This window comes from Pseudomonas laurylsulfativorans, from assembly GCF_002906155.1.
Lineage (GTDB): Bacteria > Pseudomonadota > Gammaproteobacteria > Pseudomonadales > Pseudomonadaceae > Aquipseudomonas > Aquipseudomonas laurylsulfativorans.
On the sequence record NZ_MUJK01000009.1, the window covers coordinates 61,532 to 88,370 of the forward strand.

Genomic DNA, 26,839 nt, shown 5'->3' on the forward strand with positions numbered 1-26,839 from the left:
GCGTTCCAGCCAATGATTTCTCCACCGAGATGTTGTCGGGGGGATGTTCAAGACGACGTTTCGGGTAATCCGCAAAGAGACCGCAGGGAGTGAAGCAATGGGCAATGTCCAGACCGCCGTCAGTGCACATGAAGTGCTGTGGCGCCAGGCACCCGGTGGCGAGTTGGTCGACCTCGGCCGACCGCACCGGGTGCCCTTGGGCCAGTTGCGTTTGCAGCGCGCACCCAAGGGCATCTTGAGTCGACGGGAGACGATCCTGCTCGGCGTGCTGGCGTTGCTGGTGCATGGCGCGGTGATTTATTGGGTCAATCAGCAACCGACCCCGGTGCTGCCGATCGTGCCGCCGGAAGTCCCGCCGATGACCATCGAGTTCTCGCGTCCGGCGCCACCGGTGGTCGAGCCGCCGCCACCGCAACCTGTCCAGCCAGTGGTGGAGCCACCACCGCCCGTGGAAGACGAACTGGCCGTGAAGCCGCCTCCACCGAAGCCGGTTCCCAAGCCCAAACCGGTCGCCAAACCGCAACCAAAGCCGGCGCCAAAGGCTGTTGAGCAACCACCCGCGCCAGCGAAACCGGCAGCGCCCGTCGCGGCCCCGGCACCACCTGCACCGCCGGCGCCGGCACCTGTGACACCGGCTTCCGCCACGGCCGGCTATTTGAGAAACCCGGCGCCGCAATACCCGTCGCTGGCCCAGCGTCGGGGCTGGGAAGGCACGGTGTTGTTGCGCGTGCATGTACTGGCCAGCGGCAAGCCCGGTGAGATCCAGATCCAGAAAAGCAGCGGTCGCGATGCACTCGACGAAGCAGCGCTGAATGCGGTGAAACGCTGGAGTTTCGTGCCGGCCAAGCAAGGTGATGTGGCCCAGGACGGCTGGGTCAGCGTGCCCATCGATTTCAAGATTCATTAAACCGAAACCAATTTCGCGCGAAACGTTTACACGAGGAATACACCATGACGTTACTGGCATCTCCACTTGAATCCATCGAAAGCGCGGTGATCTGGCTGCTGGTGGTTTTTTCCGTCGCGACCTGGGGTTTGGCATTGCTCAAGGGCGTGCAGTTCGGGCGCCTGAAGGCACAGGATCGAAAATTTCATCAACAGTTCTGGGCCGCTTCGAGTCTCGATTCGGCTGCCGAACTGAGCGAAACCCGGCCCGGCGCGGCCGCCCGGGTTGCCCAGGCGGGTTATGCGGCCATCCAGGTGGGCGAGGCGCCACAGGCTGCGGACTTGAGCCAGGCGATCAATCATCAGGATCGTCTGGAGAGGGCCTTGCGTCAGCAGATCGTGCGTGAGCGCCGGTCGCTGGAAACCGGGTTGGCGGTGCTTGCGAGCATTGGCAGCACCTCGCCGTTCATTGGTTTGTTCGGCACGGTGTGGGGAATCATGGAAGCGTTGAAAGGCATCAGCGCGGCGGGCTCGGCAAGCCTGGAAACGGTCGCCGGGCCGATTGGCGCGGCATTGGTCGCCACCGGCGTGGGGATCGCCGTCGCGGTGCCGGCGGTGCTGGTTTACAACTACTTTTTGCGCCGTTTGAAACTGACGGCGGCGGACCTGGATGACTTCGCCCACGACTTCTACAGCCTGGCGCAGAAGAGTTCGTTCCGTGTGCTGATCCACCCGACGGCGCACAAGGCGGTAGCCCAGGGCAACGCACAGAAAGTGAAGGAGGCGTCCTGATATGGCCTTCTCCACGCAAGACACTGATGAGGTGCTCAGCGAGATCAACGTGACGCCGTTGGTGGATGTGATGTTGGTGTTGTTGGTGGTGTTCATTGTCACCGCACCGCTGCTGACCAACGCCATTCCGATCAACCTGCCCAAGACCGAAGCGGTGGCGCCGGTGGAGCAGAAAGACCCGTTGGTAGTGAGCATCGACGGGGCCGGCAAACTGTTTATCAACAAGGACGAGATACAACCGGACTTGCTGGAGTTCAACCTCAAGTCGGCGAAGGCCAAGGACCCCGAGGTGCGCGTGCAGTTGCAGGCCGACGATGGGGTGAATTACGGCGAAGTGGCGCGGGCCATGGCGTCGATTGAGCGGGCAGGGATTACCAAGCTGTCGGTGATTACTGCGCGTTAACAAATTTTCGTTTTCCGGGGCCGTCTCCTTGGCAGGGTGCGGCCCCTTTTTTTTGCCTCGATTTCAGCAGCACCACAACCCGCCTTGTAGGCGCTGGCTTGCCAGCGATAGCGGCGGGACAGGCAACATCTTTATCGACTGGGAGGACGCCTTCGCTGGCAAGCCAGCTCCTACAGGTCGGCACTTTATATTCGATATGGGTCTTAATAAATAGCTTCTTATTCCTTAACGAATATAAATCCTCTCCCTATACTCGACCGGGAACAGACACGCAGCAGGAGAGCTCCCCCATGCGCAACGAATCAATTCGCTACCTGATTGTGCCGGGCTGGCAAGGATCGCCGGAAGATCATTGGCAAAGCCATTGGCAGAACAGCCTGCCGAACAGTGCGCGGGTGGAGCAGGCTGACTGGCTGACGCCGCGTCGCGAAGACTGGGTCGCGGCGCTGGCCGAGGCGATTGCCGCCGACAGCACGCCGGTCATCCTGATCGCCCATAGCCTGGGTTGCATCACCGTCGCCCATTGGGCCGCCACCGCTCCCGTGCAGTTTTTGCGTCAAGTGCGCGGCGCCCTGCTGGTCGCACCAGCGGATGTCGAGCGCCCGGCCTGCGCGCCGGCCTTGCGCAATTTCGCGCCAATCCCGACGGACCTGCTGCCATTCCCGAGCCAGGTTGTCAGTTCCGACAACGACAGCGCCGTCAGTGCACCGCGGGCCCTGGAACTGGCGCGCCACTGGGGCGCCGAGGCGGGGATTCTGGCGGGAGCGGGGCATATCAACGTCAAGTCCGGTCACCAGCGCTGGGAGCAGGGTTTTGCCTATCTCTATCGCTTGCAGAACCGCATGGAACACCACGCCTTGCGCCGCGCTTGAACCTTTTGAATGTTCTTTTTCCGTAAACGCCCCCGTCTCCCGGCGGTTTTGGGCGGGAGTCTGCCATGAGCTTTGAAACCTTCGGTCAGCCGCTGCTGACCTTTCCCGATGCTGAAAAAAGTCCATTGAGCATCCGCGCCAAGGCGCTGGTGTTTGTCGATCCGCGCTCACGGCAATTACGTGAAGACCTTGAGCAACTGGCCACGCGTTCGGTGTCAGTGCTTATCCGTGGCGAAACCGGCACCGGCAAGGAATTGCTCGCGCGCCACATCCACCGCGCCAGTGATCGCGGCGGGTTATTCGTGTCGGTCAACTGCGGCGCAATCAGCCCGACTTACGCCGACGCCGAGTTGTTTGGCTACGCCGCGGGCAGCTACAGCGGCTCGGCGAGCAGTCGTGCCGGGTGGTTCGGTTCGGCCAACGGCGGCACGCTGTACCTGGATGAAATCGGCGACCTTCCGCTGCCAATCCAGATCAAGCTGCTCGCCGCCCTGGAGAACCACGAAGTCACCCGCGTCGGCGCTCAGCAGCCGAGCCCGGTGGATGTGCGGCTGGTGGCGGCTACCAGTATCGATCTGGCCCAGGCGGTTGCCGCCGGGAAATTCCATGAGCGGCTCTATCACTACCTCAGCGAAGGCCCGCTCGAACTGCCGGCGCTGCGCGAACGCACGGGCGACATCCTGTCGCTGGCCGAATACTTCCTCGGCATCTACAGCCAGCGCCTCGACTTGCCGGTGCCGCTGATCAGTGAAGCGGCGCAGCTTGTACTGGAGCGTCACAGTTGGCCGGGCAACACCCGGGAGCTGGAAAACATCATTCACTTTGCGCTGCTGGTGAGTACGGGCGACGAGATTTTGCCGGAGCATCTGAACCTGCCGGATTCGCTCACGCAAATTGCGCATCAGGTAACGCAGATTCTTGGCAACGGATCTGCGACGGAAAAAGACGCCTTGAAGCAACTCCTCAAAAACGCGGGAATCCTGTAGGAGCGAGCTCGCTCGCGAAGAACGTCAACAATGACACGGTTTTCCTGAATGAACGCGTTGCCCTTACGTCCATCGCGAGCGAGCTCGCTCCTACACAAAGGGAATCTACGAGTTAGAGCTGTATGAACAAAATGGAATATGAAGCTGAATAAACGTTATTGTTCGGGAATAAAAAATCCCGGTATTGTCCGCATCACGCCAGCGATAGCACTTCACTGGCACTCTCGTTTTCAAGCCGTCGCCACAAGCGACTGTGATTTTCGATAAGGACACTGCATGAAAAAGGTTCTGTTGTTCACCGCACTGGCGGCTGCCCTGACCTCGGGCCTGGCCCAGGCTGGCGAGAAACTGGTGGTTGCGGCGACCCCGATTCCACACGCCGAGATTCTTGAGCTGATCAAGCCGACCCTCGCCAAAGAAGGCGTGGACCTGGAAATCAAAGTCTTCACCGACTACGTTCAGCCGAACGTGCAGGTCGACCAGAAGCGCCTGGACGCCAACTACTTCCAGACCCTGCCGTACCTCAAAAGCTTCAACGAAGGTAAAGGCACTCACCTTGAAACCGTGATCGGCGTACACGTTGAACCTTTCGGCGGTTACTCGAAGAAAGTCAAAACCCTGGCTGAGCTCAAAGACGGCGCGACTATCGCCATCCCGAACGAAGGCAGCAACAGCGGCCGTGCCCTGATCCTGCTGCAGAAGGCTGGCCTGATCGAGCTGAAAGACCCGAAAAACGCCCTGGCCACCCCGAAAGACATCGCCAAGAACCCGCACAACTTCAAGTTCAAGGAACTTGAATCCGCCATGCTGCCACGCGTGCTGGATCAGGTCGACCTGGACATGATCAACACCAACTACGCGCTGGAAGCCGGTCTGAACCCGGCTAAAGACGCTCTGGTGATCGAAGGTGCCGACTCGCCTTACGTGAACTTCCTGGTGGCCCGTCCGGACAACAAGGACAGCGTTGCCATCCAGAAACTGGCCAAAGCCCTGACCAGCCCGGAAGTGAAAGCGTTCATCGCAGAGAAGTACAAAGGCGCGGTACTGCCAGCGTTCTGATTCGCGAAGCAAACCCCTTCAAGGTTTCAAACGCCGACGGCTGATACAGCGTCGGCGTTTTTTTATGTGTGTCCCTGCGGCGAAGGCGCTCTTGTGGCGAGGGGGCTTGCCCCCGTTCGAATGCGCAGCATTCGCCCAAGGTGCGTCATTAAGATTTTTGGGAGGTTACATGGGGCCGCTTCGCAGCCCAACGGGGGCAAGCCCCCTCGCCACAAGATCAACAGCCTTCAGGCCGCCTTGGTCTCCAGGGCCCTGCGCAACGCCATCAAGAGTTTCAGAATGTCCTGCGGATCCAGCCGTTGCGGCGTTTGTGCGTCTGCCATGTTCTCGTCCTTGTGAGGTTCTGGCCGGGAGTCTGGCCAAAAGTGGTTCGTCCTTGGAGGCGTGTTTCGAAAAAAAGATTCTTCCTACGGCGCAAGGGAAAATAGACGTCTTCCATCGTCCCGGCAAATCGGCCGTCGTTCAATCGGGCCAATACCACGCCGGCTCATCCAGCATTCGTTGCCCGACAATCCCTGTCTGGCCGAGATTTTTCTCCAGCACGATGCAATTGCAGTCGGGGTCTTCCTGTAACGCCGAAATCAAGCGCCGGGCATGAGACACCACCCATACCTGGCACTGCTCGGAGGCGCGAATGATCAAGCGTGCCAGCGCCGGAAGCAGATCCGGATGCAGGCTGGTTTCCGGCTCGTTCAGCACCATCAGTGTCGGCGGCCGAGGTGTCAGCAGTGCCGCGACCAGCAGCAGGTAACGCAACGTTCCGTCCGACAACTCGGCGGCCGATAGCGGTCGCAATAAACCTTCCTGGAAAAACTCGATGGCAAAGCGACCTCCCGGCAGTGGTTCGATGTTCAGTCGCGCGCCGGGGAAGGCATCGCTGATGGCGGCCTGCAACGCCTCCTGATCGCCGATCTCGATGATCGTCTGCAAGGCCGCCGCCAGATCGCGTCCGTCGTGATGCAGCACCGGCGTGCGGGTGCCCAGTTGCGGTTGGCGCGCGGGTGCTTCGGCATCGCTGCGAAAGTGATCGTAGAAACGCCAGCGGCGGATGAACTCACGCATCTCCAGCACTTCCGGGGAGCTGCGCAGGCTGCCGACCTGGTCGAACAGGCTGTCGAACATCGGCGTGTGCTGCGCCAGTACATCCCACTTGCGGTTGGCGCGGGCACGGATCATCGGACCGTCACGGTCGACCAGCAGACTGGCCGGGCGATAGAGCGCACCGGCCCACAGGCATTCCCGCTTGATCTGTGGGTCGAGGTTGAAACGTGAGGGTATCGGCCAGCAGTGCCCCGGCAGCATAAAATTGCCCTGTGAAACGGGCAGTCCCAAGCTGATCGAGTAGCCGAAGTCCTCTCCCGCAAACCCCAGGCGCAAGCGTTTGGCACCGTGGTTCACGGTCGGCTCGATGGGTACTTCACCGTTGCGCATGCGCCGGGAGATGGTTTCCGGCCCGGCCCAGAAAGTCGAATCCAGCCCGCCTTCACGGGCCAGCGCATTGACCACGCCGCCCTGGGCGGTTTCCGCCAGCAGGCGCAGCGCACGGTAGAGATTGGATTTACCGCTGCCGTTGGGGCCGGTGATCAGATTCAGTCGGCCCAGCGGGATCACCAGTTTGTTGATCGAGCGGTAATTGGCTACCGCGAGGGTCGTGAGCATGTGGGTTCCTGGGGCGGGATCGGCCGGGGCTCATTGTCGGGCATGCGCAGGCGTCTAGCGCAACTGTTTCAGGGTTAAAAAGTGTGAATTTTTTCTTCATAAGACGCTCGTGCAAGGTTTCAAGTCTGTTCTAAGCTCTCTGTCGAGTTGTCCATAAAAAAGGCCAAGGAGTTTGCATGGCGGGTCCCGGATTAAAAGTAGTAATGGCCTTGAGTGTCGTCACCCTGCTAACGGCGTGCGAGGAGAAAAAACCCGTGCAGGAATACCTGCCACGGGTGTTCGTGCAGGTCGTCAAGCCAGCGGATTACGCAGCATCGGTCACCCTCACCGGCGATATCCAGGCGCGGGTACAGACGGAGCTGTCCTTCCGTGTCGGTGGCAAGATCATCCAGCGCTCGGTTGACGTTGGCGATCGTGTGACCGCCAAGCAAGTGCTCGCCCGGCTCGACCCCAAGGATCTGCAGACCAACGTCGACTCGGCCCAGGCGCAAGTGGTCGCCGAACAGGCGCGGGTGAAGCAGAGCGCGGCGGCATTCGTGCGTCAGCAAAAACTCCTGCCCAAGGGTTACACCAGCCAGAGCGAATATGACTCGGCCCAAGCCACCTTGCACAGCAGCCAGAGCGCCTTGAGCGCGGCCCAGGCGCAGTTGGCCAATGCCAGGGATCAGTTGAGCTATACGGCGTTGATTGCCGATGCACCGGGGATCATTACCGAGCGCCAGGCAGAAGTCGGCCAAGTGGTTCAGGCGACGATGCCGATCTTCAGCCTGGCCCGGGACGGCGACCGCGATGCGGTGTTCAACGTCTATGAATCGCTGCTGGCGGAGAAGCCCAAGGATCAAACCATTGTCCTGAGCCTGCTCGACAACCCTGCGATCAAAACCACTGGCACCGTGCGTGAAGTCACCCCGTCGGTGTCGGCGCAATCGGGCACCGTGCAGGTCAAGGTCGGCCTCAACAGCCTGCCCGACGGTATGCAATTGGGCTCGGTGGTGAGCGCCACGGCCAGGGGGTCGGGCAAGTCGGTCATCGAGTTGCCGTGGTCGGCACTGACAAAAAACATCAGTGAACCTGCAGTCTGGATCGTCGACGACAAGGGCAAGGCCCAGTTGCATACGGTGACGGTCAGTCGCTACCTGACCGGCAAGATCATCGTCAGCGACGGGTTGAAGGACGGCGACAAAGTCATCATTGCGGGCGGGCAGTTGCTGCACCCGGACATGGAAGTCGAGATTGCCGAAAACACTTACAAGGATCTGACGTGGGGAGCAAAGCCATGAAGCCTTTATGGGCGTTGTCCATCGGGCTGGTGCTGAGCGCCTGTTCCAAGAGTGAACCGCCGCCGGCACCGGTTCGGCCGGTGTTGTCGATCAAGGTTCAGGCCTTGAACGAAGAGGACCTGGGCCGCTTCGCCGGCAGTATCCAGGCACGCTATGAAAGCAATACCGGGTTCCGCGTGGGTGGGCGAATCGCCAGCCGTAACGTCGATGTCGGCACCGAGGTGGAGAAGGGCACGTTGCTCGCCACCCTCGATCCTTCGGATCAACAGAACCAATTGCGTTCGGCCCAGGGCGATCTGGCGAAAATCCAGGCGCAACTGATCAACGCCAAAGCCACCGCCCAGCGTCAGCAAGCCTTGTTTGACCGCGGGGTCGGCGCGCAGGCGCAACTGGATGAAGCCAATACGGACCTGAAAACCACCCAGGCCTCCCTCGATCAGGCCCGGGCGGCCGTCAACCAGAGCAAGGACCAACTGGGCTACACCGAGCTGCGCGCCGATCATAAAGCCGTGGTCACCGCGTGGAGCGCCGAGGCCGGGCAAGTGGTCTCGGCGGGTCAGCAAGTGGTGACCCTGGCGCAACCGGACATCAAGGAAGCGGTGATCGATCTGCCCGATACCCTGGTCGACCAACTGCCCAGCGACGTGGTGTTCCTGGTCGCGACGCAACTCGATCCGAACACCAACACCACCGCGATCATCCGTGAAATCGAGCCTCAGGCTCAAAGCGCCACGCGCACCCGTCGCGCTCGCCTGACCCTGGCCGAAACGCCAGAAGGCTTTCGTCTTGGCACGGCCATCAGCGTCACCCTGAGCTCGGCGATCAAGCCGCGCATCGAACTGCCGATCACCGCGCTGCAGGAGGTCGATGGCAAGCCACGCATCTGGGTGATTGATGCACAGAGTAAAACCGTCTCCCCTCGTGACATCACCGTGATCAGCCGCACCGACAGCACCGTGGTGCTGGCTGGCGGCGTGAAGAACGGCGAGCGAGTGGTCAGTGCCGGTGTGAACAGCCTCAAGCCGGGGCAACCAGTGAAAATCGACGAGGACAGTCAATGAAAGGGCCTTTCAACCTCTCGGAATGGGCCCTCAAGCATCAGTCGTTCATCTGGTATCTGATGTTCGTCGCGTTGCTGATGGGTGTGTTCTCGTACTTCAACCTTGGGCGTGAAGAAGACCCTTCGTTCACCATCAAAACCATGGTGATCCAGAGCAAATGGCCGGGGGCGACCCAGGAGGAAACCCTCAAGCAGATCACCGACCGGATCGAGAAAAAGCTCGAAGAGCTCGATTCGCTCGACTATGTGAAAAGCTACACGCGCCCCGGTGAATCGACGGTGTACGTGTACCTGCGCGACACCACCAGTGCCAAGGACATCCCGGAAATCTGGTACCAGGTGCGCAAGAAGATCAACGACATCAAGTACCAGTTCCCGCAGGGCATACAGGGGCCGTCGTTCAACGACGAGTTCGGTGACGTCTTCGGGTCGATCTACGCCTTCACCGCCGATGGCCTGACCATGCGCCAGTTGCGCGATTACGTGGAACAGGCCCGCATGGAAATTCGCGGGGTGCCGGGGCTGGGCAAAATTGAAATGGTCGGCCAGCAGGACGAAGTGCTGTACCTGAACTTCTCCACGCGCAAACTCGCCGCGCTGGGCATCGATGAGCGTCAGGTGGTGCAGAGCCTGCAATCGCAGAACGCCGTGACCCCGGCGGGTGTCATCGAAGCCGGGCCGGAGCGGATTTCGGTGCGCACTTCAGGGAAGTTCGCTTCGGAGAAAGACCTGGCCGAGGTCAACCTCAAGCTCAACGACCGCTACTATCGTCTGGCCGACATTGCCGAAATCAGTCGCGGCTATGTCGATCCGTCCTCGCCGGAATTCCGCTTCAACGGCAAACCGGCCATCGGCCTGGCGATTGCCATGCAGAAGGGTGGCAACGTCCAGGCGTTCGGCAAGGCGTTGCACACCCGTATCGATCAGTTGACCGCCGACCTGCCGGTGGGGGTCGGCATCTACAACGTCTCCGACCAGGCCGTGGTGGTGGAAGAAGCCGTCGGCGGCTTTACCAGTGCGTTGTTCGAAGCGGTGGTGATCGTACTGCTGGTCAGCTTCGTCAGCCTTGGCGTGCGCGCCGGGCTGGTGGTGGCGTGCTCGATCCCGTTGGTGCTGGCCATGGTGTTCGTGTTCATGGAGTACAGCGGCATCACCATGCAGCGGATTTCGCTCGGTGCACTGATCATCGCCCTCGGCCTGTTGGTGGACGATGCGATGATCACCGTGGAGATGATGGTCACGCGCCTGGAGTTGGGTGATACCAAGGAGCAGGCCGCGACCTTCGCCTACACCTCCACGGCGTTCCCGATGCTCACCGGTACGCTGGTGACCGTGGCGGGCTTCGTGCCGATCGGCTTGAACGCGAGCTCTGCGGGTGAGTACACCTACACCCTGTTTGCGGTGATTGCCTGCGCGATGCTGGTGTCATGGGTGGTGGCGGTACTGTTTGCGCCGGTGATCGGCGTGCACATTCTCAGCGCCAACGTGAAACCCCACGAAGGCGAACCCGGGCGCATCGGCAAAGCGTTCAACGGCGGGCTGCTGTGGTGCATGCGCAATCGCTGGTGGGCCATCGGCATTACGGTGCTGTGTTTTGTGCTGGCGCTGTTCAGCATGCGCTATGTGCAGAACCAGTTCTTCCCGTCTTCGGATCGTCCGGAAATCCTGGTGGACCTGAACCTGCCGCAAAACGCCTCGATCGACGAAACCCGCCGGGCCGTCGATCGTCTCGAAGCCACGCTCAAGGACGATCCGGACATCGTGCGCTGGAGCACCTACATCGGTCAGGGCGCCATCCGTTTCTATCTGCCACTGGACCAGCAACTGCAAAACCCGTTCTACGCGCAGTTGGTGATCGTCAGCAAAGGCCATACCCGTGAAGCCATGATGCAGAAGATTCGCGAGCGCTTGCGCAACGACTTCGTCGGCATCGGCAGTTATGTCCAGGCACTGGAAATGGGCCCGCCGGTAGGGCGTCCGATCCAGTACCGGGTCAGCGGCAAGGACATCGACCAGGTGCGCCGCCATGCCATCGACCTGGCCACCGAGCTGGACAAGAACCCGCACATTGGCGAGATCATCTACGACTGGAACGAACCGGGCAAAGTCCTGCGCATCGACATCGCCCAGGACAAGGCGCGGCAGTTGGGCTTGTCTTCCGAGGATGTGGCCAACCTGATGAACGGCATCGTCAGCGGCCAGACGGTGACCCAGGTCGATGACGACATTTACCTGATCAACGTGGTCGGTCGTGCGGTGGATTCCGAACGCGGTACGCCGGAAACCCTGCAGAACCTGCAAATCGTCACGCCGAGCGGCACGTCGATTCCGCTGCTGGCATTCGCCACGGTGCGCTACGAACTGGAGCAGCCGTTGGTATGGCGTAGGGATCGCCTGCCAACCATCACCATCAAGGCGGCGATACGCGACGAGATCCAGCCGACGGACCTGGTGAAAATCCTCAAGCCGTCCATCGACGACTTCGCTGCCAAATTGCCGGCGGGCTACAAAGTCGCCACCGGCGGTACGGTGGAGGAAAGCGGCAAGGCCCAAGGGCCGATTGCCAAGGTTGTGCCGCTGATGTTGTTCATGATGGCGACCTTCCTGATGATCCAGCTGCACAGCGTACAGAAGCTGTTCCTGGTGGCCAGCGTCGCACCACTGGGGTTGATCGGCGTGGTGATTGCGCTGGTGCCTACCGGTACGCCAATGGGCTTCGTGGCGATCCTCGGGATTCTGGCGTTGATCGGTATCATCATTCGTAACTCGGTGATCCTGGTGACCCAGATCGACGATTACGAGCAGAAGGGCTATACGCCGTGGGATGCGGTGGTGCAGGCCACCGAGCATCGACGTCGGCCGATCCTGCTGACCGCGGCGGCGGCGAGCATGGGGATGATCCCGATTGCCCGGGAAGTGTTCTGGGGGCCGATGGCCTACGCGATGATCGGCGGGATCGTCATCGCTACCTTGCTGACGCTGCTGTTTTTGCCGGCGCTGTATGTGGCCTGGTACAAGATTCGCGAGCCGAAGAAAGAGGCTGTTTAAAAAGCTAGCGCTGCGCGCTCATCGCGGGCAAGTCCGCTCCCACAGGGTTCAGCGCAATCCCTGTAGGAGCGGGCTTGCCGCGATGGCGTCCGAATGGGCTACACAGCTTTACGCCAGACACTCGCCAACCAAGGCTGCTGCTCCCGCGGCAGCCCTGCTGGCCGGTAGTAATGCTCAAGCTCCACAAACCCCGCCTCGACCAACAATTGCTGCCAGGCCGCCAGGTCGTGGTACGACCCATAACGCGGCCCATTCCAGCCTTCCTGGTTCTCGCCACGGGGATTGGAACTGAACAACACGCCACCCGGCTTGAGTGTTCCCCACAACTGCTTTAACACCCGTGGCAACTCCTGGCGCGGAACATGAAACAGCACCGCATTGGCAAAAACTCCATCGAAACGTTCGGCCGGCAGATCGAGCTTCAGGAAGTCCTGCTGCCACACCTCACAATCGCTGTCCTCGCGGGCCATCTGCGCAAACTTTTCCGAACCGTCGAGGCCGACCGCCTTGTGCCCCATGCGGGTGAAGGTTTGCAGATCTCGGCCTGGCCCGCAGCCGAAGTCGAGAATGTCAAAAGGCGCTTCGCCCTGAATATGCCGCAACAGGGCATCGATGTTCTGGCTGACGTCGTGATCACGCGTGCCTTCACGGAAACTTTCGGCCGTCGAGTTGTAGTGGCCCAGGGTCGTGGCGGTGATCTGTTCGAGGTCGTCGGGTGTTTGCTTCATGGTCGGCTGCGCAGGTCATTGGGATTTGCCGAATATACGCCATGGCGCCGGGGGCTGCTGCGCAGCCCATCGCGGGCAAGCCCGCTCCTACAGGTACCGCGGCGTTTGAACCAGTACGCCGTCCTGTAGGAGCGGGCTTGCCCGCGATGGCGGTGGCACAGACAACAAATGACTCAGCCCTTTTTCATCCCCAGACACTCAATGGAGTGATCCACCATCGCCTTGGCAATTTCCAGCAAATGCCAGATCGAGTACACCATCGCCCGGTCGGCGCCCTTGAGTTGATCGCCACACTGATACGCCGTGACCGAAGCACAACGCAGTAGGTCGGCGACATAGAGTTGGGGGTCTTCAAAGCTCACGTCTTTGCTGACGTTGTAGAAGCGCATTTCATCAGGGGGTGTGGGTTGCTTGCCGGTGAGGTAGAAATCAATCGCACGGTAAAGCGCTGAGCGATCCCTGAGGGGGTCTTCAGTGGCGGTTTCGTTGGCGGGATTTTCGGTAGGCGGATCGGGAACGGATTTTTCCATGAGTGTTACTCCTATTGCTGCATGGGAGCCATCACTTATCGCCTACTAAACGATTGGGTGGCGGCTGTACGCAGGTTAGTAGGCCGGTCAATAGGAGAAACCGGTGCACCCGAAGATGCCCCACGCACAGCCACCATATTCTGCATGCGGCAAAACTTGCCGGACATGGGTATGGAATCGCTATGCGCCTATTGTTCCGGGCTACTAAACCCGATCACTGATATGCAGTGACGGGCCGAGACTAGCCACGGAAATCGGCAGGCGCAAGCGAGCGAAATGATCTAGGAAATGTCCTGCAAAGGAAAGGGAACAGGCCTGCAAAACCGCTGATTTCCCTGTACGAAAACTTCCCTCTGGAAGCATGTAATGACCTGTGGCGAGGGGGCTTGCCCCCGTTCGACTGCGCAGCAGTCGTAAAACCAGCGGCCTCGTTTTTTCTGACACAACTCATTGAATGGTTTTAGGGCCGCTTCGCGCCCCAACGGGGGCAAGCCCCCTCGCCACAAAGAGTTCGCGCAAGATGCCTAGCGCTTGTTCAACCCCCGAGCCAACCGATCCCCACCGAGTTGAATCACCGCCACCAACGCCACCAGCAACACAATCACCGTCAACATGATCTGGCTATCAAAGCGCTGATACCCATACCGGTAGGCAATGTCCCCCAGCCCGCCCGCACCAATCGCCCCGGCCATGGCCGATGAGTTGATCATTGTCACCAAAGTGATGGTGAACCCGCCGACAATCCCCGGCAGCGCTTCTGGCAACAACACATGCCAGACGATGTGCCCGCGCCGGCAGCCCATGGCTTGCGCCGCTTCGATCAGTCCGTGATCGACCTCGCGCAAACTGACCTCGGCAATGCGCGCAAAGAACGGCGTGGCGGCGATGGTCAGCGGCACCACGGCCGCCCAAACGCCGTAGGTGGTACCGACGATCAATCGGGTGAACGGAATCAGCGCCACCATCAAAATCAGAAACGGAACCGAGCGAAACAGGTTCACGAAAGCACCCAAAACGCGGTTCAGCCCCGGGGCTTCGTAGATGCCACCCTTGGAACTGGTGACCAGGATCACCGCCAGCGGAATGCCCGCCAACAACGCGATCAGCGACGACACGCCGACCATCAAGAATGTGTCGATAAAACCCTGCAGCAAGCGATCAAACCACATAACCCAGCACCTCCACCTGTTGCGCCCATTGACCGGCGCGTTGACGCAATTCATCGGCACCGAGGGACGAGCCGGTCACCGCCAGCAGCAGTTGTCCAAGTGCATGGCCCTGAATCCGTTCCACGCCGCCTTGCAGCAATCGCACACGGCCTCCGAGGGCGCTGAATAGTGCGGCCAGGTCCGGTTCGTCGCGTTGGCTGCCGGTGAACTGCAAGCGCAGGACCACGGCGGCATCGGAGGACTTTGGCTGCGGCTGCAAACGGCTTTGCAGCTCTTTGGGCAATGCATGTTGCAGCGGCGCCAGCAGCGTCTTGCTGACCTCGTGCTGCGGATTGCCGAACACTTCCCACACCGGCCCTTGCTCGACGACGCGCCCGTGTTCGAGGACGACCACGCGATCACAGATTTCACGGATCACTGCCATCTCGTGGGTGATCAAAACGATGGTCAGCCCCAGGCGTCGGTTGATCTCGCACAGCAGGCCGAGAATCGATTGCGTGGTCTCGGGGTCGAGTGCCGAGGTGGCTTCGTCGCACAGCAGGATTTGCGGGTCATGCACCAGCGCCCGGGCAATGCCCACGCGCTGTTTCTGCCCACCGGACAACTGCGCCGGGTAAGCCTTGTGTTTGGCCTGCAAGCCGACCAGTTCCAGCAATTCACGGACTTTCCGCTCGCGTTTTTCCTTGGGCACGCCAGCGACTTTCAGCGGCAGTTCGACGTTCTGCCAAACGGTCTTGGCCGACATCAGATTGAAGTGCTGGAAGATCATGCCGATGCGCCGACGCAGCGCCACCAGGCGGTCTTCGTCGAACTCGCCGATGTCCACCTGATCGATCAGCACTCGACCGCTGCTCGGTTGTTCCAGGCGATTGATGGTACGGATCAGCGACGACTTGCCGGCGCCGCTGCGACCAATGATGCCGAACACTTCGCCGCGCTGGATTGCCAGGTCGATGCCGTGTAATGCAGCCACCGGTCCTTGCTGGCCGTTGTAGGTTTTGCCCAGGCCGATGAAGCGGACGTGGGCATGGTTGAGTTCGGGGTGCAGCTCAGTGCGCTCGGCGCTTTGCGGCTCTGGAATTTCCAGTCGCCGTTGGATGGCGGCGGTCATGCTCAGCTTTCCCAACCAGCTTGGTAGAGCTTGCCGTGAGCTTTATCCAACGCGGCGCGCACAGCGGGTGAGTGCTGGTAGATGTCGACGAACTTGATCAGGCGCGGGTCGGTTTTGCTCTTGGGCTGGATCACGAACTGGATCACGTATTCCTTGTGATCGAGCCCGTCGAACAGCAGCGCGGAGCCTGCATCGAAGGTTTTCGACAAGCGAATGTAGGCGGGGTAGCCCTGCACCAGATCGGCATCGTCATAGGCACGTACCAGTTGCACGGCTTCGACCTGGAGGATCTTGATTTTCTTCGGGTTGGCGATGATGTCTTCTTCGGTGGCCTTGTAGCCGACGCCGGGCTTGAGGGTGATCAGCCCGGCCTTGGCCAGCAGCTGCAAGCCACGACCGCTGTTGATCGGATCGTTGGCGATAGCCACGCTGGCGCCTTGTGGCAGTTCGTCGAAGCTTTTGTATTTCTTCGAGTAGAGGCCGACGTTGTTGATGATGCCCGGCGCGAATGGCACCAGGTCGAAACCTGACGCAGCCTTGGCGTTTTCCAGGAACGGGATGTGCTGGAAGTAGTTCACGTCGATGTCGCCGGCGGCGAGGCTGACGTTCGGCGCGATCCAGTCGGTGAACTCCACCAACTCGACTTTCAGGCCTTGTTTGCCGGCTTCTTCGACCGCTGCTTCCAGGGGGATGGCGAAGGCGGCGGTGGTGCCGATTTTCAGGGGCGCGTCGGCGGCGAAGGTCACCGAGCTGAACAGGCCGAGGGCCAGGGCCAGTGCTTTGACTGGGTGAGAGAGGTAGTGCTTTTTCATGATGTATTTTCCAGTCAATTATTTAATGTGTACGCGTATTTGTGGCGAGGGGGCTTGCCCCCGTTGGGCCGCGCAGCGGCCCCAAAGACTTCAATGAGGTGTGTCAGTTAAAACTCGACTACTGGTCTCGCGACTGCTGCGCAGTCGAACGGGGGCAAGCCCCCTCGCCACAGGGTTAGCGGCGGTATGCCGAGCCGGTATGTTGCTCAGGCAAATGTGCTTCGCGCTGAAACAGCTTTTCGCGCAAGGTGCCGTTGTCGTACGCCGTCTTGTATGAGCCTCGACGCTGCAACTCGGGGATCACCAATTCAATGAAGTCCTCATAGCTTTCCGGCGTGACGATGCGGGTCAGGTTGAAGCCATCCAGTCCGGTTTCGGCGATCCACGATTCCAGCTCATCGGCTACTTGCTGCGGTGAACCGACCACGGTGATGTAGCGACCGCCGAGGGCGTGTTGTTCCAGCAATCTGCGCCGGGTCCAGTCGTTGTTTTGCAGGTGTTTGGTGGCGGACTGGATGGCGTTGCTCTTCACGTACTGGATCGGCTCGTCGATTTCATATTGGGAAAAATCGATCCCGGTGGACGCCGAAAAGTGCGCTACGCCGGCCTCGGCACTGGCGAAGCTCAGGTATTCGGCATGCTTGGCCCAGGCCAGTTCCTCGGTGGCGCCGACGATCACGTTCAGCCCCATGAACACCTTGATGTCCTCGGGATTGCGCCCGGCTTCGACGGCGCTGGCGCGCACCTTGTCTACCTGCGCCTTGGTCGATGCCTTGGTCTGGCCACTGATGAACACGCACTCGGCATGTCGCCCGGCGAACAGCAATCCGCGATCCGAACTGCCGGCCTGGAACAGCACCGGCGTGCGCTGCGGTGAGGGTTCGCAGAGGTGATAACCCTCGACCTGATAGAACTCGCCCTTGTGCTCGACCTTGTGCACTTTTTCAGGCTGCGCGTAGACCCGCTGCTGCGGATCGTTGAGCACCGCGCCGTTTTCCCAGCTGCCTTCCAAGAGTTTGTAGAGCACCTCCAGGTACTCGTCGGCCTGGTCATAACGACGGTCATGCTCGACCTGTTCGCTTAGGCCCATGGCCTTGGCGGCGCTGTCGAGATAGCCGGTGACGATGTTCCAGCCGACACGCCCACGGCTCAGGTGATCCAGCGTCGACAGGCGGCGGGCGAACAGATACGGCGCCTCGTAGGTGAGGTTGGCGGTCAGGCCGAAACCGAGGTTTCTGGTCACCGCGGCCATGGCCGAGACCAGCAACAGCGGATCGTTGACCGGTAGCTGGATCGACTCTTTGAGCGGCACGTCCACCGAATTCTGGTAGACGTCGTAGACCCCGACGATGTCGGCGATGAACAGGCCGTCGAACAGCCCGCGCTCCAGCAGCTGCGCCAGTTCGGTCCAGTATTCGATCGTGTTGTAGCGGGTTGACGTGTCGCGCGGGTGCGTCCACAAACCGTGGTTGATGTGCCCGATGCAGTTCATGTTGAAGGCATTGAGCAGGATTTTCTTTTTCGCGGCGGTCATCAAATGGTCCCCCGCAGTGGCGGGTTTTCATCGTTGAGGTAGTAATTACCGACGGCGTGATACTTCCAGCGCACCGGGTCGTGCAGGGTGTGCACCCGGGCGTTGCGCCAGTGACGGTCGAGGCCATGTTCGATCAAGGTCGCCTGGCTGCCGGCGAGCTCGAACAGCGTGCTGCCGGCGGCAAGGGAGACTTCGGTGCTGAGGGCGCGGGCTTCGGCGACGGCAATCGACGCGGCGGCGACGGTCTCGGCATCCGTGTCGGCCTGGGCCTTGTCGAGGTATTCACCGGCACGCTCCAGCAGTGCCTCGGCGGCGTGAAGGCGAATGCTCAGGTGGCCGAAGCTCTTCAGGGTCAGCGGATCGTCCGTGGCTTTTTCGTGGGTGGCGTCGATCCACGGCCGGGTTTTGGTGCGTACGAAGTGCAGTGCATCTTCATAGGCGGCGCGGGCGATGCCGGTGTCGATGGCGGCATGAAGAATCTGCGCCAGCGGGCCGACCGGGGTCGGACGCTCGAAGGCGCTTTGAAAGGGGATCACATCTTCAGCGGCAACAAAGACATCTTCGAACACCACCGAACCGCTGCCGGTGGTGCGCTGTCCGAAGCCGCTCCAGTCGTCGATCACGCTCAGGCCCTTGCTGTTGCGTGGGACGAACGCCAGTTGCTGCACGCCGTTTTCATCCACGACCGAAGTGGGAATGCGCTGGGCGTAAATCGCCCCCGTGGCGTAGAACTTGCGACCATTGATGCGATACCCGCTGCCGTCGCGAGTCAGGCTGGTGACGCGGTCGTGTGCGGTTTTGGTGCCGAGTTCGGCGAGGGCATTACCGAAGCGCTGACCGGCCAGCACTTCGGCGTACAGGCGTTGTTTCTGCTCGTGGTTGCCGTTCACGCGCAGCACTTCGAGGGCGTAGAAATGGTTCTGCGGAATTTGCCCCAGTGAGCCGTCGGCCTGGGCAATCAGTGCAATTACCCTGGCCAGGGTGACGTTGGAAACACCGGCGCCGCCATACTCTTTTGGCACGCTGATGCCCCACAGGCCCGAGCGGGAAAATACCTCCAGCTCCGGGTGCGGCAAACGGCGCTCGCGGTCGCGCAGGGCGCTGTCGCGTTTAAAGTCTTCGGCCAGATCGCTGGCAATGATCAGGGCTTGTTCATCGCTGGTGATGACCGCGACGTGCTGAGAATTTGTCATGTTGTTCTCCAGATGTCTGGTCGTCAGATCCAGGAATGCCGATTAGGCAGCGTGCCGTTGAGGCGATAGGCGCCGATGGCGTGGTACTTCCAGCGCACCGGATCGTGCAGGGTGTGCACGCGGGCGTTGCGCCAGTGGCGGTCGAGGTTGAATTCAGCGAGGGTCGCGCGGCTGCCGGCCAGTTCGAACAGTTTTTCGCTGGCCAGCAACGAGATCTCGGTGGTCAGCACTTTGGCTTCGGCCACGGCTATCGAGGCACGGGCGGCAGACTCGGCGGTGAGCGGCACAGCGCTGACCTGATCGAGCACCTGTCCGGCCTTGCGCAGCAGCGCTTCGGCGGCGTGCAATTCGATTTTCAGCTTGCCGATATCGGCGATCACGTACAGGTCATCGCTGGCCCGTTCGACATTGGCGTCGATCCACGGCCGGGCGCGGGTTTTCACGAAATCGATGGCGTCGTCGATGGCACCTCGGGCGATACCTGCATCGATAGCCGCTTGAATCAGTTGCGAGACGGCACCCTGGATGTTCGGCGTGTCGTTGATCTTCCAGTTATCCACAACCAGTTCGGATTCGACCTGCACGTTATTGAGCAAAATCGTGCCGCTGGCGGTGGTGCGCTGGCCAAAGCCGGACCAGTCATCGACGATGCGTAATCCCGGCGTGCCGCGACGGATGAATGCCAGCACTTGTTTGCCGTCGTCGTTCAATGCCTTGACCGCGACCCAATGGGCGAACAGGGCACCGGTGGAATAGAACTTCTGGCCGTTGAGGACGCCGTCAGCGTTGAGGCGCGCCTTCAGTTCCAGGGTGTTTTTGGTGCCGCGTTCCGGCCCGGCATTGCCGATGCGCCAGCCCTCGAGGACGCTTTTGAACAGTTGTCCTTTCTGCGCTTCGGTGGCGCTGCCGAGTATCAGGTTAAGGATGCCGAACTGGTTTTGCGGGATCTGTCCGAGCGCCGGGTCGGCGGCGGAAATGATCGCGAAGACCTCGGCCAGGGTGACGAACGAAACCTGCGGGCCACCGTACTCGCGGGGGATGGAAATGCTGCCCAGACCGCTGCGGGTGAACTGTTCGATTTCAGACCATGGGAGCTTGCGCTGCCGGTCACGTTTGCCCGCTTGCAGGCGCGCGACTTTCGCCAGTTCGTGGGCCGCCTTGATGGCTTGTGCATCGTTGCGCAAGATTTGTGCGGGCAACAACAACGGGGCGATGTCCAGGTCACTCTGGACGATTGCATCTGCCAGACTGGACATCAGTGCCGCTCCTTGGCTGCACGCAATGCCCTGGCGATCTGCACTGGGGTGATTGTGTTCCGGACCATACCTACCTCACATCTCATGGAAGCGCCGCTTGTGGCGGCGCATGAAAACAAGAATGTCCGGTGGTCCGGTTTATATACCCTAAACGTGTATAAATAATTTATGAACTAACTTTTAGGAATATGCATAGAAGAGCGTTCCAAGGCCGAACGCAATCCCTGTGGCGAGGGGGCTTGCCCCCGTTCGGTTGCGCAGCAGCCGCAAATTCGGTCAACGGAGTACTGGAATAACCGGATTGCAGGTTTTGGGGTCGCTTCGCGGCCCAACGGGGGCAAGCCCCCTCGCCACAGAAGCGGTGTTCATTGCTTGCGGGATTCGGCTGCCTTGAGCACTTTTTTCGGGGGGACTTTCAGATAAGGATTGGCACAACCGATCTTCAGCGTACGGGCCGGTGCCCAGCGGGAATTGTTGCCCACCCGGTCGAGAATGCAATACGTCACTTCCAGCCGCAGGTCTTCGCCGGCTTCAAGGATGATGGCCGGTGGTATCCAGACCTGGATCGGCTGGCCCACATCGGTGGACTTGAGCCGTGGCAGATCTATGCGCACATCGCCCCAACGCAGGGTGATTTCGTCGTCGACGGCCATGTTCAGGTACGGCTCGATGGTCAAGGGAACACCGCGTTTGACCTGGCTCGAATTGACCCCCTGACGGCGAATTGCCTCGGGAATGCTCACTGGCGCCAGGCACTGGTTTTCATCGCCGCATAGCGCGGAGGGTTGGCCGCCGGGGCAGTCGAGTTTGATCTGCACGTTGCGGCTGGCCGATATCGCCGGCCCCAGGCCAACCTGCATGACCCGGTAGTGGATGCGCGAAGTACCGTTAGCGACAAAACTTTCAGGCACCCGCAGTTGCACCGGTTGCCCGACATCATTGGCCGTCAGCACGCGGGAGGCCACGTAGCAGTTGTCCCAGAACAGTTCGATCAGGTCACCTGCGTCCATAGTGGGGTAGGGCGCCACGTCGATCAGCAGGTGCGCCGCGCAAGTGACGTTGATGCCGGTCTTGTTGGATTGCGCCAGGGTCGGGGCCGAAAGCCCGGATTTGTTCGGGGTGCTGTTCATGAAGTCTCCTTGAAGTCTTGCTGCGAAGTCCGTTTCTGGAATATCAAAAACTAAAATTCGAATAGAGGAATCACTAATTAATAATGATTCAAGTGTGAAGAGTGTCGTTGGCTGGAGACTAGATAAGAGTTGGGTGGATCAAGTGTCAATAAGATTTATTAGTTGTATCGGGTATGGGGTGCTATTCAGAAAGCTCCTACGGTTTCAAGTAAATAAACCGTGTCTGTTTGTCGAGTTTGTCTGCTGAAAGCCGAGTGATAGGGGCGGCTTTGTGCATGTCTTCGGCACCGCTCTGCAATAGACGATCTGATTTGGTTGGCGCTGTTTAATTGTTGTAATGCCTATATATGTACCGCGCGTACGTACAAGGCAGGCATGTCGAACAGAAGAGTTTAGTTTGGTACTAATGAGGGCGTATTTTGAGGGGTGGTAACTTCCATCCATGGAAGTTTTCCGTTGTTGCGTAGGGTTGTTAGTTGTGATCGTTGTTCAGGAATTTGCTCAGGAACTGTTTAGTTCGCTCTTCTTTCGGATTGGCAAACAGCGCCTTCGCTTCGCCTTGCTCGACGATCACGCCCTTGTCGAAAAACACCACGCGGTTGGCCACGTCCCGGGCAAAACCCATTTCGTGGGTGACGATCACCATGGTGCGCTTCTCTTCGGCGAGGCCGCGGATGGTCGCCAGCACCTCACCCACCAGCTCCGGGTCGAGGGCCGAGGTTGGCTCGTCGAACAGGATCACTTCCGGCTCCATCGCCAGCGCCCGGGCAATCGCCACACGCTGTTGCTGACCGCCGGAGAGGCGACGCGGGTAAGCATCCTCCTTGCCGGCCAGGCCCACCTTGGCCAGGAGCTTTTTACCCAGGGCAACGGCGTCGGCGTGCGGGGTCTTCTTGACCACGATCGGGCCTTCGATGACGTTTTCAAGCGCCGTGCGATGGGGGAACAGGTTGAAGTTCTGGAAGACGAAACCCACATGCTGGCGCAAACGGCGCACCAGGCTCTGTTGCTGGTTCAGGGGGCGGCTGGTATCGATTTCGATATCGCCGACCTTGATCCGGCCGCTGGTGGGTTCTTCCAGAAAATTCAGGCAACGCAGGAAGGTGGTCTTGCCCGAACCGCTGGGGCCGATGATCGCCACCACCTCGCCTTCCTTGACCTCAAGATCGATGCCGTTGAGCACGACTTGACCCTTGAACTGCTTTGTCAGTTTTTCCACGACAATCATTGGGTCAGGACTCCTGGTCGTGCCGATTGACCCGCGCTTCCAACTGGTTCTGCAGGTGCGAAAGCACCGTGGCCAGGACCCAGTAGATCAGTGCGGCGGCAAGATACATGGTGAAGATTTCGAAGGTGCGTGCGGTGATCAGTTGCGCCTGACGGAACAGTTCCGGCACCTGGATGGTGGCAGCCAGCGCGGTGTCCTTGACCAGTGAAATGAAACTGTTGCCCAGTGGCGGCAATGCGGTGCGCATCGCCTGCGGCAGGATGGCCCGGCGCAGGGTTTGCGCGCGGGTCATACCGATACTGGCAGCGGCTTCCCACTGGCCGCGTTCGATGGAGCTGATCGCGGCACGCAGGATTTCACAGGCATAGGCAGCCATGTTCAGCGAGAAGCCGATCAGGGCCGCCGGCAGCGGATCAAGTTCCAGACCCAATTGCGGCAAGCCGTAATAGATCACGAACAGTTGGACCAGCAAGGGCGTGCCGCGAAAGAACGACACGTAGATGCGGGCGATCCAGCTCACCAGTTTGAAGCGCGACAGGCGCATCAGCGCCAGGCCGAACCCCATCACCAGGCCGAAGAACATCCCGCCCAGGCTGAGGATAACCGTGTAGTACGCGCCCTTGAGCAGAAAGGGCGCGGAATCCAGTGCGAGTTGGAAAGCTTCTTCCATTATTGAGTGACGTCAGCGTTGAAGTATTTTTCCGAGAGCTTTTTCAGGGTGCCATCGGCGCGCAGTTTGTCGATCGCCTTGTTCACCGCGGCCAGCAGTTCAGGCTCGCCTTTGCGCAGGGCAATGCCGGCTTCCTGACGGGAGAACGCCTCACCGGCGGCGGTGGTGTCCTTGGCCTTCTTGGCGTATTCAAGCGCAGCCAGGCGGTCGATCAGGATGGCGTCGATACGGCCGACACGCAGGTCCTGGAATTTGGTCGGATCATCTTCGTAGGTGCGGATGTCGGCAGTCGGCACGTTTTCTTTCACCCACTGTTCGTAGTTGGTGCCCAGGCCAACACCGACTTTCTTGCCGGCCAGGTCAGCGGCGGACTTGATGTTCAGCTCGGCGGCCTTCTTCGTCAGCACCAGCGCCTGAATCCCGGAAACGGTGTAGGGCTCGGAGAAGTCGTACTTCTTCTTACGCTCTTCGGAGATGGTCACCTGGTTGATCACTGCGTCCAGGCGCTTGGATTCCAGAGCGGCGAGGATGCCGTCCCATTTGGTTGGTTGCAGCTTGATCTTCACGCCCAGCTCTTTGGCCAGGGCTTCGGAGAATTCGACTTCGAAGCCGGCCAGTTTGCCGTCGGCATCGACGAAACTGAACGGTGGGTAGGTGCCTTCCAGGCCGACGTTGATCACGCCTTTGTCCTTGATTTGTTGCAGTTGCTCACCGGCAACCGCCTGGCCGATCAGGCCGGCGCTCAGTGCCAGGCCGAGCGAACCCACCAGCAGATTGCGACGTAGTGCGGAAAAATTCATGACAAGCCCCTGTGTTTTCTTATGGAAGACGTTTTTGCGAAAATGTGGCGAAATCGGGAATTAAGCGACAGCGCTATCCTGCCTTAAAGCAGCGTATGCGTCTCTTGGGAAATTCGCCTGTAGCATGACTATATGATGGCGTTTTTAGATTGGAAAATAATAATTAATCTTCTGGTTATTCAATTTTGGAATAGATTGCGTTTCTACTGTAGGAGCTAGCTTGCTCGCGATGTACGACAGGGCACCGCGGGGTGTCAGGTTGCCAGCGTTATCGTTGACGACCATCGCGAGCAGGCTCGCTCCTACAGAAAGTCCTTATAGGCAAACAGCGCCGGAGCCCCGCCGGTGTGCAGGAAGATAATCGGGCCCTCATCGAAACGCTGACGCCCGATCCCGTCCAGCAAGCCCGCCATGGCCTTGCCAGTGTAGACCGGGTCCAGTAGCAAGCCTTCCTGACCCGCCAGCAGTTTCACCGCCGCCAGTGTCCCGGCATTCGGCTCGCCGTAACGTGGGGCGAAATATTCATCCCACAACTCGACTTTGAATGCAGCCGGCAGGCTCACACCCAGCAATTCGGCAGTGCGTTCGGCCAGGCCTTGAACTTTCGGCCGCTGGTCTTCATCGCTGCGCGAAACCGTCACGCCGATTACTGGCAGATCCGGCAGTGCTTCGCTCAAGGCCAGTGCCAGACCGCTGTGGGTACCGGCGCTGCCGGAGGCCAGAACCACGGCGGCGAAGGTCAGGCCTGTGTCCTTGATCTGCTCGGCCAGCTCCAGCCCGGCGCGCACATAGCCCAGGGCGCCCAGCGCATTGGAACCACCGATCGGCACCAGGTACGGCTTCTTGCCGTTGTTGCGCAGTCGGTCGGCCAGGGCTTGCAGTTGCTCGTCGGCGTTGTCGAGGTTTTCCACCAGTTCGACCTTGGCATCGAACAGGTCGAGCAGCAGCCGGTTGCCGTTGCCGGTGTAGTTGCTGTCATCGGTGCCGAGGGGGTTTTCCAGAAGGGCTACGCAGCCCAGACCCAGTTTCGCCGCAATGGCCGCAGTCTGGCGCACGTGGTTCGATTGCAACGCGCCGGCGGTGATCAAGGTGTCGGCACCCTGGGCCAGCGCATCGGCTGCCAGGTACTCGAGTTTGCGCAGCTTGTTGCCGCCCATCGCCAGCGGCGTCAGGTCATCGCGTTTGACGTACACATCGCGGCCCAGCCAGGCCGACAGGCGTTCGAGTTTTTCCAGGGCGGTGGGTTGACCGAGCAGGTCGAGGCGGTTAAAGCGGGCAAGCTGTTGTTTGATCATGGGTCCGTACTGGCCGTGGAATATCTCAGGACTATAGGCACGCCCAAAAGCCGGGGCAACCGCCAATCGCTTATAGCTAATCGTAATGAGCAAAGCATTATTGGTTCTTAATTTGCCTCGCGACCCTTGCCGTAAAGTAATCGTCGTCAGTGCGGCCAGACAGTCCGGTCGCCCGTGAGGAGTTTTTTACCGTGAGTGAGCGTTCCAGCCATTGGCAATTGCAGAGCATCGTCAGCCAGCTGCGCACGGCACGTGAACAGTGGCGTGTACAAAATGGCCGTGCCAGTACCGAGCAGGGCGGTCGCGAGCTGCCCTCCCGGGCGGCCATGGCGGAGATTCTCGAAGCCTTGTGCGGCGCACTGTTCCCGATGCGCTTGGGGCCGGTTGACCTGCGCGAAGAGAGCGAAGACTTCTATGTCGGTCACACGCTGGATGTGGCGCTGAATGCGCTGTTAGCCCAGGCGCGACTCGAATTGCGCTACGCCGCGCGCCACAGTGCCCAGGCCGAGACCGAGGTCGAAGCCAAGACCATCCAGATCATTCAGGACTTCGCCCTCGCCCTGCCGGGGTTGCGCAGCCTGTTGGACACCGATGTGCTGGCGGCCTATCACGGCGACCCGGCGGCGCGCAGTGTCGATGAAGTGTTGTTGTGCTACCCGGGGATTCTGGCGGTGATTCATCATCGTCTGGCCCACCATTTGTACCGTGCCGGGCTGCCGTTGCTGGCGCGGATCAGTGCGGAAATCGCCCACTCGGCCACCGGCATCGATATCCACCCCGGCGCGCAGATCGGCCGCAGTTTCTTCATCGACCACGGTACAGGTGTGGTGATCGGCGAGACGGCGATCATCGGCGAGCGCGTGCGGATTTATCAGGCCGTGACCCTGGGTGCCAAACGCTTCCCGGCGGACGAAGACGGCCAGTTGCAGAAAGGCCAGCCGCGGCATCCGATTGTCGAGGATGACGTGGTGATCTATGCCGGGGCGACGATTCTGGGGCGCATCACCATCGGCCAGGGCTCGACCATCGGCGGCAACGTCTGGCTGACCCGCAGCGTGCCAGCGGGCAGCAACCTGACCCAGGCGAATCTGCAGCATGATGATGGGGCGCAGAAGTAGGCCTGTCGTTGCTGAAAACCTGTGGCGAGGGGGCTTGCCCCCGTTCGGCTGCGCAGCAGCCGCAAATCAAGGCAACACGGTCTGCCTTGGAAAACCGGGTCGCAGGTTTTGGGGCCACTTCGTGACCCAACGGGGGCAAGCCCCCTCGCCACAAATTGTATTTGTACCCTCTTATCCTCCGTTCTCAAGCTAGTGTTGGAAGGCGACCGCTGAGCCCTGCG

24 protein-coding genes are annotated in these 26,839 nt (G+C 60.4%); 10 read left to right on the forward strand and 14 right to left on the reverse strand.

What is annotated here, in order from left to right; translation table 11 throughout:
• Positions 1 to 97: 97 nt before the first annotated feature.
• The 6 genes from B0D71_RS23300 to B0D71_RS23325 all read left to right on the forward strand — a co-directional run bounded on the left by B0D71_RS23300 (position 98) and on the right by B0D71_RS23325 (position 4,997).
• The gene (locus B0D71_RS23300; RefSeq protein ID WP_103396819.1) at positions 98 to 907 is read left to right on the forward strand and encodes an energy transducer TonB; all 810 of its coding nucleotides are present in this window, start codon (positions 98 to 100) and stop codon (positions 905 to 907) included.
• A 44-nt stretch (positions 908 to 951) separates the two neighbouring features.
• Positions 952 to 1,677, forward strand: coding sequence for a MotA/TolQ/ExbB proton channel family protein (locus B0D71_RS23305; RefSeq protein WP_103396820.1), 726 nt, complete (start codon positions 952 to 954; stop codon positions 1,675 to 1,677).
• 1 nt (position 1,678) lies between these two features.
• Positions 1,679 to 2,080, forward strand: a complete 402-nt coding sequence (locus B0D71_RS23310; protein ID WP_007972930.1) for an ExbD/TolR family protein — start codon at positions 1,679 to 1,681, stop codon at positions 2,078 to 2,080.
• Positions 2,081 to 2,370: 290 nt separating this feature from the next.
• Positions 2,371 to 2,952 carry an alpha/beta hydrolase gene (locus B0D71_RS23315; RefSeq protein ID WP_007983096.1) on the forward strand — a complete coding sequence of 194 codons (582 nt, stop codon included), beginning with the start codon at positions 2,371 to 2,373 and terminating at the stop codon, positions 2,950 to 2,952.
• Positions 2,953 to 3,017: 65 nt separating this feature from the next.
• A complete protein-coding gene (locus B0D71_RS23320) occupies positions 3,018 to 3,938 on the forward strand; it encodes a sigma 54-interacting transcriptional regulator (RefSeq protein WP_103396821.1) in 921 nt (306 codons plus the stop codon).
• A gap of 276 nt (positions 3,939 to 4,214) precedes the next feature.
• Positions 4,215 to 4,997, forward strand: a complete 783-nt coding sequence (locus tag B0D71_RS23325) for a MetQ/NlpA family ABC transporter substrate-binding protein (protein WP_103396822.1) — start codon at positions 4,215 to 4,217, stop codon at positions 4,995 to 4,997.
• Positions 4,998 to 5,459: 462 nt separating this feature from the next.
• On the opposite strand, the gene B0D71_RS23330 is transcribed toward B0D71_RS23325, so the two are convergent.
• Positions 5,460 to 6,656: an AAA family ATPase gene (locus B0D71_RS23330; protein WP_103396823.1), complete on the reverse strand. Its 1,197-nt coding sequence runs from the start codon at positions 6,654 to 6,656 to the stop codon at positions 5,460 to 5,462.
• Between the two features lie 176 nt (positions 6,657 to 6,832).
• Between B0D71_RS23330 and B0D71_RS23335 the strand changes: the two genes are divergently transcribed.
• From B0D71_RS23335 to B0D71_RS23345, 3 genes are read left to right on the forward strand one after another with little or no spacing between them, the layout of a single operon-like run.
• Positions 6,833 to 7,936 (forward strand): efflux RND transporter periplasmic adaptor subunit, encoded by a 1,104-nt coding sequence (locus B0D71_RS23335; protein WP_103396824.1) that lies wholly within the window; start codon positions 6,833 to 6,835, stop codon positions 7,934 to 7,936.
• Positions 7,933 to 8,997: an efflux RND transporter periplasmic adaptor subunit gene (locus tag B0D71_RS23340; RefSeq protein ID WP_103396825.1), complete on the forward strand. Its 1,065-nt coding sequence runs from the start codon at positions 7,933 to 7,935 to the stop codon at positions 8,995 to 8,997. The genes B0D71_RS23335 and B0D71_RS23340 overlap by 4 nt, the downstream gene beginning before the upstream one ends.
• A complete protein-coding gene (locus B0D71_RS23345) occupies positions 8,994 to 12,044 on the forward strand; it encodes an efflux RND transporter permease subunit (RefSeq protein WP_103396826.1) in 3,051 nt (1,016 codons plus the stop codon). Before B0D71_RS23340 ends, B0D71_RS23345 begins: the two co-directional genes overlap by 4 nt.
• A 98-nt stretch (positions 12,045 to 12,142) precedes the next feature.
• Here the strand turns inward: B0D71_RS23345 and B0D71_RS23350 are convergent, their stop codons facing one another.
• From B0D71_RS23350 to B0D71_RS23415, 13 genes are all read right to left on the reverse strand, one after another.
• Positions 12,143 to 12,772 carry a class I SAM-dependent methyltransferase gene (locus B0D71_RS23350; protein ID WP_103396827.1) on the reverse strand — a complete coding sequence of 210 codons (630 nt, stop codon included), beginning with the start codon at positions 12,770 to 12,772 and terminating at the stop codon, positions 12,143 to 12,145.
• A gap of 173 nt (positions 12,773 to 12,945) precedes the next feature.
• On the reverse strand, positions 12,946 to 13,302 hold the full coding sequence (locus B0D71_RS23355; RefSeq protein WP_103396828.1) for a DUF6124 family protein: 357 nt from the start codon (positions 13,300 to 13,302) through the stop codon (positions 12,946 to 12,948).
• A gap of 524 nt (positions 13,303 to 13,826) precedes the next feature.
• Entirely contained in the window at positions 13,827 to 14,471 is a 645-nt protein-coding gene (locus B0D71_RS23365; RefSeq protein WP_103396830.1) for a methionine ABC transporter permease, read from the reverse strand.
• Positions 14,461 to 15,582: a methionine ABC transporter ATP-binding protein gene (locus tag B0D71_RS23370; RefSeq protein WP_103396831.1), complete on the reverse strand. Its 1,122-nt coding sequence runs from the start codon at positions 15,580 to 15,582 to the stop codon at positions 14,461 to 14,463. The genes B0D71_RS23365 and B0D71_RS23370 overlap by 11 nt, the downstream gene beginning before the upstream one ends.
• 2 nt (positions 15,583 to 15,584) lie before the next feature.
• Positions 15,585 to 16,394, reverse strand: a complete 810-nt coding sequence (locus B0D71_RS23375) for a MetQ/NlpA family ABC transporter substrate-binding protein (RefSeq protein WP_103396832.1) — start codon at positions 16,392 to 16,394, stop codon at positions 15,585 to 15,587.
• A gap of 175 nt (positions 16,395 to 16,569) precedes the next feature.
• Entirely contained in the window at positions 16,570 to 17,928 is a 1,359-nt protein-coding gene (locus tag B0D71_RS23380) for an LLM class flavin-dependent oxidoreductase (protein ID WP_103396833.1), read from the reverse strand.
• On the reverse strand, positions 17,928 to 19,121 hold the full coding sequence (locus tag B0D71_RS23385) for an SfnB family sulfur acquisition oxidoreductase (protein ID WP_103396834.1): 1,194 nt from the start codon (positions 19,119 to 19,121) through the stop codon (positions 17,928 to 17,930). Before B0D71_RS23385 ends, B0D71_RS23380 begins: the two co-directional genes overlap by 1 nt.
• A 23-nt stretch (positions 19,122 to 19,144) precedes the next feature.
• Entirely contained in the window at positions 19,145 to 20,377 is a 1,233-nt protein-coding gene (locus B0D71_RS23390) for an SfnB family sulfur acquisition oxidoreductase (protein WP_103396835.1), read from the reverse strand.
• 365 nt (positions 20,378 to 20,742) lie between these two features.
• Entirely contained in the window at positions 20,743 to 21,507 is a 765-nt protein-coding gene (locus B0D71_RS23395; RefSeq protein WP_103396836.1) for a hypothetical protein, read from the reverse strand.
• 472 nt (positions 21,508 to 21,979) lie between these two features.
• A complete protein-coding gene (gene tcyN, locus B0D71_RS23400) occupies positions 21,980 to 22,735 on the reverse strand; it encodes an L-cystine ABC transporter ATP-binding protein TcyN (RefSeq protein ID WP_103396837.1) in 756 nt (251 codons plus the stop codon).
• 4 nt (positions 22,736 to 22,739) lie between these two features.
• A complete protein-coding gene (tcyL, locus tag B0D71_RS23405; RefSeq protein WP_007983131.1) occupies positions 22,740 to 23,405 on the reverse strand; it encodes a cystine ABC transporter permease in 666 nt (221 codons plus the stop codon).
• Complete coding sequence (gene tcyJ / locus B0D71_RS23410) at positions 23,405 to 24,205, reverse strand: cystine ABC transporter substrate-binding protein (protein ID WP_103396838.1); 801 nt, start codon at positions 24,203 to 24,205, stop codon at positions 23,405 to 23,407. Before tcyJ ends, tcyL begins: the two co-directional genes overlap by 1 nt.
• 302 nt (positions 24,206 to 24,507) lie before the next feature.
• Positions 24,508 to 25,500, reverse strand: coding sequence for a D-cysteine desulfhydrase (locus tag B0D71_RS23415; RefSeq protein ID WP_103396839.1), 993 nt, complete (start codon positions 25,498 to 25,500; stop codon positions 24,508 to 24,510).
• Positions 25,501 to 25,691: 191 nt separating this feature from the next.
• Here B0D71_RS23415 and epsC point away from each other — a divergent pair, with 191 nt between their 5' ends.
• Positions 25,692 to 26,618 (forward strand): serine O-acetyltransferase EpsC, encoded by a 927-nt coding sequence (gene epsC, locus B0D71_RS23420; protein WP_103396840.1) that lies wholly within the window; start codon positions 25,692 to 25,694, stop codon positions 26,616 to 26,618.
• Positions 26,619 to 26,839: the final 221 nt, after the last annotated feature.